Annotated in this window: 6 protein-coding genes; all 6 read left to right on the plus strand. The window is 41.4% G+C overall.

Features of this window, described 5'->3' with window-relative positions; all coding sequences use genetic code 11:
* The first annotated feature begins 238 nt into the window (after nucleotides 1–238).
* The 6 genes from rfbD (at nucleotide 239) to R7127_RS25535 (ending at nucleotide 7,991) form a co-directional block, all read left to right on the plus strand.
* Entirely contained in the window at nucleotides 239–1,138 is a 900-nt protein-coding gene (gene rfbD / locus R7127_RS25510; RefSeq protein WP_411977878.1) for a dTDP-4-dehydrorhamnose reductase, read from the plus strand.
* A gap of 107 nt (nucleotides 1,139–1,245) precedes the next feature.
* On the plus strand, nucleotides 1,246–2,325 hold the full coding sequence (rfbB, locus tag R7127_RS25515; protein WP_318148636.1) for a dTDP-glucose 4,6-dehydratase: 1,080 nt from the start codon (nucleotides 1,246–1,248) through the stop codon (nucleotides 2,323–2,325).
* Nucleotides 2,326–5,628 (plus strand): glycosyltransferase, encoded by a 3,303-nt coding sequence (locus tag R7127_RS25520; protein WP_318148637.1) that lies wholly within the window; start codon nucleotides 2,326–2,328, stop codon nucleotides 5,626–5,628.
* Complete coding sequence (locus R7127_RS25525; RefSeq protein WP_318148638.1) at nucleotides 5,625–6,467, plus strand: sulfotransferase domain-containing protein; 843 nt, start codon at nucleotides 5,625–5,627, stop codon at nucleotides 6,465–6,467. Before R7127_RS25520 ends, R7127_RS25525 begins: the two co-directional genes overlap by 4 nt.
* Before the next feature lie 22 nt (nucleotides 6,468–6,489).
* Complete coding sequence (locus tag R7127_RS25530; protein WP_318148639.1) at nucleotides 6,490–7,314, plus strand: glycosyltransferase family 2 protein; 825 nt, start codon at nucleotides 6,490–6,492, stop codon at nucleotides 7,312–7,314.
* A gap of 8 nt (nucleotides 7,315–7,322) precedes the next feature.
* Complete coding sequence (locus tag R7127_RS25535) at nucleotides 7,323–7,991, plus strand: sulfotransferase family 2 domain-containing protein (protein ID WP_318148640.1); 669 nt, start codon at nucleotides 7,323–7,325, stop codon at nucleotides 7,989–7,991.
* The last annotated feature ends 300 nt before the right edge of the window (nucleotides 7,992–8,291 follow it).

Below are 8,291 nucleotides of genomic sequence, written 5' to 3' on the forward strand. Positions count from 1 at the left end.
GTGTGCGATGGATGTAAACTACTTAAGCAAGGTTCTCGGAGCCCTTGAATGACGGGGATGTTCATGCGATTTCCGTGTAACACGCTGGGTTTAGTCTAATCAATGGATATCAGGGGCCGGGAGTATTGGTTTTACCATTGGTATTGAACCATTGGTTTTTAACTGGAGAGCTTTCCCCTCAAAAGGAAGAGGCGGCCATGCCGTCCTAAACATTAAATATTTTATTCGAAAAATTATTATGAAAATTTTAATCACAGGTAAAGGCGGTCAGTTAGCCTGGGAACTGCAACAAACAGTACCTGCTCAGCATGACCTTGTGGCCTTTGATTCACAGCAGCTGGATATAACCCAACAAGCGCAAGTTTTTGCTGCCATTGCAAAGCATCAGCCGGATGTGGTGATCAATGCGGCGGCTTATACCGCGGTTGATAAAGCAGAATCCGATAAGGCAACAGCTTATGCCGTCAATAAAAACGGCAGTGAAAATCTGGCCCTGGCATGTAAAGAGCACAACGCGACTCTGATTCACGTCTCGACCGATTTTGTGTTTGATGGCAGTCAAACCACACCGTATCAGCCGGACGATCGTCCGTGCCCGATCAACGTGTATGGTGACTCAAAACTGCAGGGCGATTTGAAAATCGCTGAAATTCTGGGTAGCCAGGCAAGCATTATCCGCACTGCCTGGGTCTATTCCGCGCACGGTAACAACTTTGTTAAAACCATGCTGCGCCTGATGGCAGAAAAAGAGCAACTGGGTATCGTGTACGATCAAGTCGGCACGCCAACCTGGGCTAAAGGCCTGGCTCAGATGATCTGGAACCTGATTGAGCAGCAGACACAAAACACAACCGGCGCTGTTTCAGCGCAGACGCAAATTCTGCACTGGACCGATGCCGGAGTGGCATCCTGGTATGATTTTGCAGTAGCGATTCAGGAGCTGGCGATCGAAAAAGGCTTACTAGAAAAATCGATCCCGGTACGCCCGATTTCTGCTGCGGCATACCCAACCCCGGCCAAACGGCCAAGTTTCAGTGTGATTGATAAAACCAGCGCTGAAAAAGCCAGCCAAACGGAGACCGTTTACTGGCGTAAGCAGCTGGCTGCCATGCTGGATGAACTGGCAAGCTGTGACTAGCTGCGCAAAAGTCGCGGAATTGAAACAGAATTTTACTCTGTCTAACTTTTGCGACTTGTATTTCTCTAAACTACCCAACTTCACTTAACAACATAAATTGAAACAATATGAAACAACGTAATCTATTGGTAACAGGTGGCGCAGGCTTTATCGGCGCTAATTATGTCCACTACTGGCTGGAACAATACCCGAATGATAAGGTGGTGGTACTGGATGCCCTGACTTACGCCGGTAACAAGGCTAATTTAACTCCGGTGCAAGATAACCCGAACTTTGTTTTTGTTCACGGCGATATCTGCAATACCGAATTAGTCGAAACTCTGCTAAAAGAACATCAGCTGGACACTATTGTACACTTTGCCGCAGAGTCTCATGTTGACCGCTCAATTACCGGCCCGGATGCGTTTATCGAGACCAATATTCTCGGTACTTATAGTTTACTCAAGAGCGCCAAAAAGGTTTGGCTTGATGAGCCAAAAGCGGAAGGCAGATCACCGTTACCGCACCGTTTCCACCATGTTTCAACTGATGAAGTGTACGGCACTCTGGGCCCGAACGACCCTGCGTTTACTGAAGAGACGGCCTACGCGCCAAACTCACCTTACTCAGCTTCAAAAGCGGCCTCCGATCATCTGGTGCGTGCCTACCACCACACTTACGGTTTAGAGGTCACTACATCAAACTGTTCTAATAACTACGGGCCTTTCCATTTTCCGGAAAAACTGATCCCGCTCATCATCACTAACATTCTGCACAATAAAGCGCTGCCAATTTACGGCGACGGCCAGCAGATTCGTGACTGGCTGTTTGTTACCGACCACGCACGCGGCATTGACCTGGTACTGAACAAAGGTCGCCTGGGTGAAAACTACAATATTGGTGGCCATAACGAATGGGCCAATATCGATATCGTAAAAGTGGTGTGTAAACTGATGAACCAGGCGTTTGCCGATGATGCAGAACTGGCTTCCCGTTACCCGCTGGCACAGGCAGCTCAAACTGGTGAATCAGAATCTCTGATTACCTATGTTACTGACCGCGCAGGCCACGATCGCCGCTACGCGATTGATGCTACCAAGACCAATAATGAACTGGGTTATAAGCCAGCCGAATCGTTTGAGACCGGTATCAAGAAAACTGTGGAATGGTATCTGAACAATGAAAACTGGTGGGGAGCATTGTTGTAAATGGCGATGTTAGAGAAACTGGCGCGTAAGGCAAAACGTAGCCTCACCTACCAAAAGGATCCTAATTTGGATCTGGCGTTTTATCGCAGTTCTAACCCGGACTTGAAAGGCTTCAGTGATAATCAACTATACGAACACTGGTATCATTATGGCAAGAATGAAGGTCGACTAGGAAGAGCTGGTACCAGTCAACAAACGGAAACGCTGAGCTTAGATTTTGAGCTGAATTTAAGTTTCTACCTGTCCTATTATTCAGATTTGCAGGCCGCGGGAATCGAGACGCTGGAGCAGGCTAAGATTCACTGGCTGAGATACGGTAGTGAAGAAGGGCGTTATCGTACTGCCAAAGAGTGGATGGAAAAAAATAATTTCTATCAGTTCAGTGACCCGTCAACTTATGACTACGATTATATTCTGGATGCCAATAGTGAGCTGAATGTGACGTCGAGAGATTTATTGGATCTCTCGATCGGTAAAATTGTTAAACCAATCCGCTTATATGAAGAAGAATGCGAGAATAGTTCGTTTTATAAACACCTCGGAATCAACTGTTACAACTACTATAAGTCAACCGGCGACCAGAATGCTTTAGATTCAGCGAGAACAGCGTGGCGTGTTTCGCTGTATTTTGTCAAAACATCGGAAGTGACCGAATTCATGGCCAATTCCTATTTTGATATGGGCGACTATCGTACTGCACAAAAAACCTATGAAAGTGCTTTAGACCTCTGTACTGCTTTTAATGTTCATCTGACGCAGAACCTAGTCAAATGCTACGAAAAATTGCATAAGCATCGTAAGAGTGTTGAATTACTGGTCGAGCAAAAAGAGCGTTATCCTGATGTCACAATTCTTGATGAATGGTTAGATGATGCAGTAGAAAAACTTTCCTGGGATTTTGCTGGTGGCATCCAGATATTAAGTACTCTGGATGAAAAGCAAATGCTTGTTAAACGTGTACAAGAGTTTTCATCGATTGCTTATGACGCTTACTATCGATTATTCACTCAAGCTGCCACTAACGATGTTGCCCTAAAAACCAACCTGAATACGGAGAAGGTACTCATTGTTGGTGATTTTCATGTCAAGCAGTGCATACGCTACCGGATTGATCAGAAAGTTGAGCAATTGGAAAGTCAAGGTAAGGTGGTAACAACCGTCGACTGGATGTACCTGTCTGAAAATCAAAATCTGATTGCGTTGCATGATGTAGTGATTTTCTATCGTGTACCCGCGGAGCCGGAAGTACTTAAAGCGATGGCGAAAGTCAACGCGAATGGTAAAGCCTCGTTTTATGAAATCGATGACTTACTGTTTGATGAAAGCTACCCGGCCCCGCTGGAATCCTACGGTGGCGGTATTAGCCTCAATACCTTTATTGAACTCAAAAAGTCTATGGCGGTATTTAAAGCGGCGGCACAGTTCTGCCGGTTTGGTATTGCATCTACTAACTTGTTGTGTGAAAAGCTGGCACCTTTGGTTCAGAGTGGCCAGTGTCTGTTGCATCGCAATGGGCTGGATAAACTGAATGAGTTCCGTGTCACTGACAAGTCAAACAAAGAGACGATTGACATCTTTTATGGCAGTGGCACTTTGGCGCACAACAGTGACTTTATCGAACAGGCATTGCCGGCGTTAGAGACTATCTTATCTAAGTATCGTCAGACTCGCCTGGTGATCGCAGGCCACTTGCAATTACCTGCTACGTTTGTACAAAAATACAGCAAACAACTCCGACGTATTCCGGCAGTAAACAGTGTTAAAGCTTACTGGACTTTGCTGGAGCAGGCGGATATCAATCTGGCAGTGTTGGTTGATGACGAAATCAACGGTTGTAAAAGTGAACTTAAGTGGTTTGAAGCTGCCTGTTTTGGTATTCCGTCAGTTGTAAGCACCACGGCCAACTATCGTGACGTTATCAAAGATGGTGAAGATGGCTTCATCGCCGCTACGAAAGCCGACTGGGTTTCAGCACTGCAGACTTTGATTGAGCAGCCTAAAGTGCGCGCGCAAGTTGCGCATGCGGCTATGAAGCGTATCAAGCAGGAGTACAGTGTTGAAGCTCTGGGCAGCCGATTGGTTACCGAGCTAGATAACACGTTGTCTCCGGTTAAGACCCGCAAAAAAATCGCTTTGGTCAATGTGTTCTTCCCGCCGCAGGCGATTGGCGGAGCGACCCGGGTGCTGTCGGATAACTTTGATGTATTGCAGCAAAAATACGGTGATGATTTTGAGCTGGTGGTATTTACGTCGGATGAACGCTGCACTACGCCATATCAACTGAGTGTCTATCAGCATCAGGGCGTGACCGTTTATCGTTCAAGTATCCTGTATCGGGAGAATATGGATTGGCACTCGCAAGATCCGGAAATGTACACGCTGTTTGAACAGTTCTTGCAACTGGAGCAGCCTGATTTGGTTCATTTCCACTGTGTGCAGCGTTTAACCGCTTCTGTGGTTGAGGCGACCAAAGATAAGGCGATTCCGTACATTGTTACCGCCCATGATGCATGGTGGATTTCCGATCACCAGTTCCTGGTTGATGGTCAGGGGAAAGTGTACCCGGAAGGCCATCCTGATATTTTTGAGCCGCGTAATCTGCCAAATAATGTAACGTTAGGCGATTCAATTGAACGTATCATGTACTTCCGCGAGTTGTTAAACGGCGCTGATAAATTACTGACCGTATCAGAAGGTTTTGCGAATATATATCGTAAAAACGGCTTCCCGCAGACTCAGGTGAACAAAAACGGCATCAGTGCGACGGTACAGTGGCTGCCTAAGCAGACCGACTACACCAGTAAAGTGGTCTGTGCCCATATCGGCAGCATGGCGACTCATAAAGGTTACTTCCTGCTAAAAGAGGTGATTGAACATGAGCAGCCAGCCAATATTGAAATGCTGATCGTTGATCATTCCAAACCAGAAGGTTACCAACAGACTCAGTTCTGGGGCAAAGTGCCGGTACGCTTTATTGGCCGAATCAGTCAGGCCGGAATTACCCGACTATACCAGCAAATGGATGTGCTATTTGCTCCGTCATTGTGGCCGGAAAGCTTTGGCCTTGTCACTCGCGAAGCGGCGGCCAGCGGTTGCTGGGTTGTGGCCAGTGAGCTTGGTGGTATGGGCGAAGATGTGCTCGAAGGCAAAACGGGTTTGCGCGTTAAACCAGATTTTACTCATGTGAGCAAAGCGGTAAAAGAGATCGACCGTAATGCGAAAAAATACAAACAAAAAATTAACCAGCCTGATATTCGACTAGCGGATAAGCAGGTGGATGAGCTAGTGGAGATTTACAAGTGATTGATAATTTGCTTTTATGTGTTGGTGCACAAAAAACTGGAACTACGTGGCTACATACACAGCTAAAAGATCATCCTCAAATAGGCTTTTCTGATGTGAAGGAAGTTCATTATTTTAATACTATTCACAATGGAAGTATTTTATTATCAACAAGAAAAGTACAGCATCTAAAAAGGTTGATAGAAAATAATCGGTTTGCTCTTGAAATGTATTTTACTAAATTATCTCAAGGTAAAGCTACAGATAAAGGTATAGAAAAGTTGCTTGCTCCAGTAGATGATGAATGGTATATGAAACATCTTCAGACAAGTAAGTTTTATGCTGCTGACTTTACTCCTGAATATGCTCTACTTCCAGATGAAGGATTTGAGAATATTAAGAGGGTTTCAAAAAACCAAAAGATCATTTTTATAATGAGAGATCCTTTGTCGAGAGCTAAATCTGCCATTCAATATTATTATCAAACACATGCATTAGATATAAGTGAAGCTTCTGAAGAGAATATATTAAGTGTGGCTAAAAAAAGTTTCATTCTTGACATGAGTCGCTATCAAGAAACTATAAGTAAGTTAGATTTTCATTTTTCTAAAGAAAATATTCTTTATATGTTTTTTGAAGAGATAATGAGTAGTAAAAAAGAAAAAATAATTGAAGTTTCTAAATTTCTAGATATTAATTTACATGAAGTTGATGAAGGAAACTTAGAAAAAAGAGTAAACACTTCTAATCGATATGAATTTAAACCAAGTGTTGAGAAATTTTTAAAAGATAATTTGAATCAAACTTATGACTTTGTTGAAAATAAGTTTGGTTATTTACCTAAAGGTTGGGTTCGATAAGATGAATGTTGTTATAACTAGTATGAAAAATGAAGCTGACTATATTCTTGAGTGGGTTGCTTGGAATATTATGGTTGGATTTGATAAAGTTGTCATTTATACGAATCATAATGATGATAATTCTCTGGAAATTTTAAGTAAACTTCAAGAAAAAGGGTATATCGACTTCTTTGAATTAGATCCACCTGAAACAGCTAAACCACAAATGTATGCTTTTAAGAAGAGCCTTGAATGGTTGCATACAAATAAACCTAACTGGGTCGCATGTTTTGATGCGGATGAGTATCTTGTTCTTAAAGAAGATCGTAATATAGAAGAGTATCTAAGTCGTTTTGATAATGATATTGATGCAATTGCTTTCAACTGGAAAATATACGGTAGTGGAGGTATTGTAAATAAAGGAACTGGACTTACAATCGAACGTTTTCTTATGAGGGCTAAAGATAATTACCCTATTCATAGCCAGTTTAAAAGTTTGTTTAGATATAAGCCTAGTATACAGCGTTTTCATCACAGAGTTTTTTATAAAAATACTGATTTTAAATATGTATATTCTGATGGTAAAGAATTTAGTGAATCAGCAAAAAAACCAGGATTTAGAGCTGAGGATTCCTACATAAACTATGATCTTGCACAGTTAAATCATTACACAACAAGGAGTGTGAAGGAATTTTTACATAAAATGGATCGAGGTAATGGTTTTGACTTGACACATGTTAGTAATAAAAGACATAAGAAATACTTAGATTTATTTGATAAGAATGATATATATGAATCTGATATTCTGGGTAAGTTGGATGATTATTTAAGTGTATATTATAGAATAAAAAAAGAATGTGAATTGTAAGGTTGTATATGTTAATCAGTGATCAGAAGAAATTTATATTTTTACATAATCCGAAATGTGCAGGTACGACTGTTCGTCAGTTGTTAATGCCATATGAGGATAGGAATAATCATTATTGGATGTTTGAAAATGTTCTCGGATATAAGTTTGATAAAGCTCATATGTCATTATCCACATTTCGAAACTTCAATACATCTGACTTTGAACTTCTTGAGAAATATTTCACGTTCGGTTTTGTTAGAAACCCTTACTCAAGGGCTGTGTCAGCATTTTCAGAAACAAATATGAAATTATATAATGATTTTATTAATGGTGATAAAAGAGAAGAGTTTCTAGAGCGACTTAATAACTATTGTGCTAAGTTGACAGAAAGGAACACTACCGGGTTTAATGTTGGATTCAGACACTCTATACAACAAAATAAAATGTTTTATTTTGGTGGTAAATGTAAAGCTGATCTTATTATAAAGTTGGAAGATTTAGATTCTGGGTTAAATAAGCTATCCTCACTTCATGTTGATATCTTTAATGCATTGAAAGATATAAATAGTAAAAAACGCAATCAAAAACCTATAAAGAACTCTCCCGAAAATCTACTAACTAAATCCTCGATTGATAACTTAAACAGGGTTTACCATGATGATTTTGTTTTGTTTGATTATGATAAGATTAATTGATTTTTGGGACTGTGATGATATCTTACGATAATATAACCATTTATAGGAATGGCCTTGTAGAAACCGAAGGAAAAAAATTCCCGATAGATTATTTTAGAGTTAGGGATGGAGTTGTAGATAACATTGATTATATTGTTAGTGGTATAGATAAGAATACAGACTCATCATGTTATCATATAGAGGGAGATTCCTTTTATGGTGGTTTTTTATTTGCTCATTATGGGCCAGGGAAAATTCATGAACATGCCCATGTTTAAAGGGTTTGCGCTTTGGTGTGGTCTCAATTTTCGAAGTTCGCTA

Origin of the sequence: Vibrio sp. 1159 (assembly GCF_033340395.1) — a bacterium.
GTDB classification, from domain to species: Bacteria; Pseudomonadota; Gammaproteobacteria; order Enterobacterales; family Vibrionaceae; genus Vibrio; species Vibrio alginolyticus.

Excerpts from the sequence above, each read along its gene's own strand:
- R7127_RS25520 (WP_318148637.1), top strand. The coding sequence starts at position 2,326 with ATGGCGATGTTAGAGAAACTGGCGCGTAAGGCAAAACGTAGCCTCACC.
- rfbB (WP_318148636.1), top strand. The coding sequence starts at position 1,246 with ATGAAACAACGTAATCTATTGGTAACAGGTGGCGCAGGCTTTATCGGC.
- R7127_RS25535 (WP_318148640.1), top strand. The coding sequence starts at position 7,323 with ATGTTAATCAGTGATCAGAAGAAATTTATATTTTTACATAATCCGAAA.
- rfbD (WP_411977878.1), top strand. The coding sequence starts at position 239 with ATGAAAATTTTAATCACAGGTAAAGGCGGTCAGTTAGCCTGGGAACTG.
- R7127_RS25530 (WP_318148639.1), top strand. The coding sequence starts at position 6,490 with ATGAAAAATGAAGCTGACTATATTCTTGAGTGGGTTGCTTGGAATATT.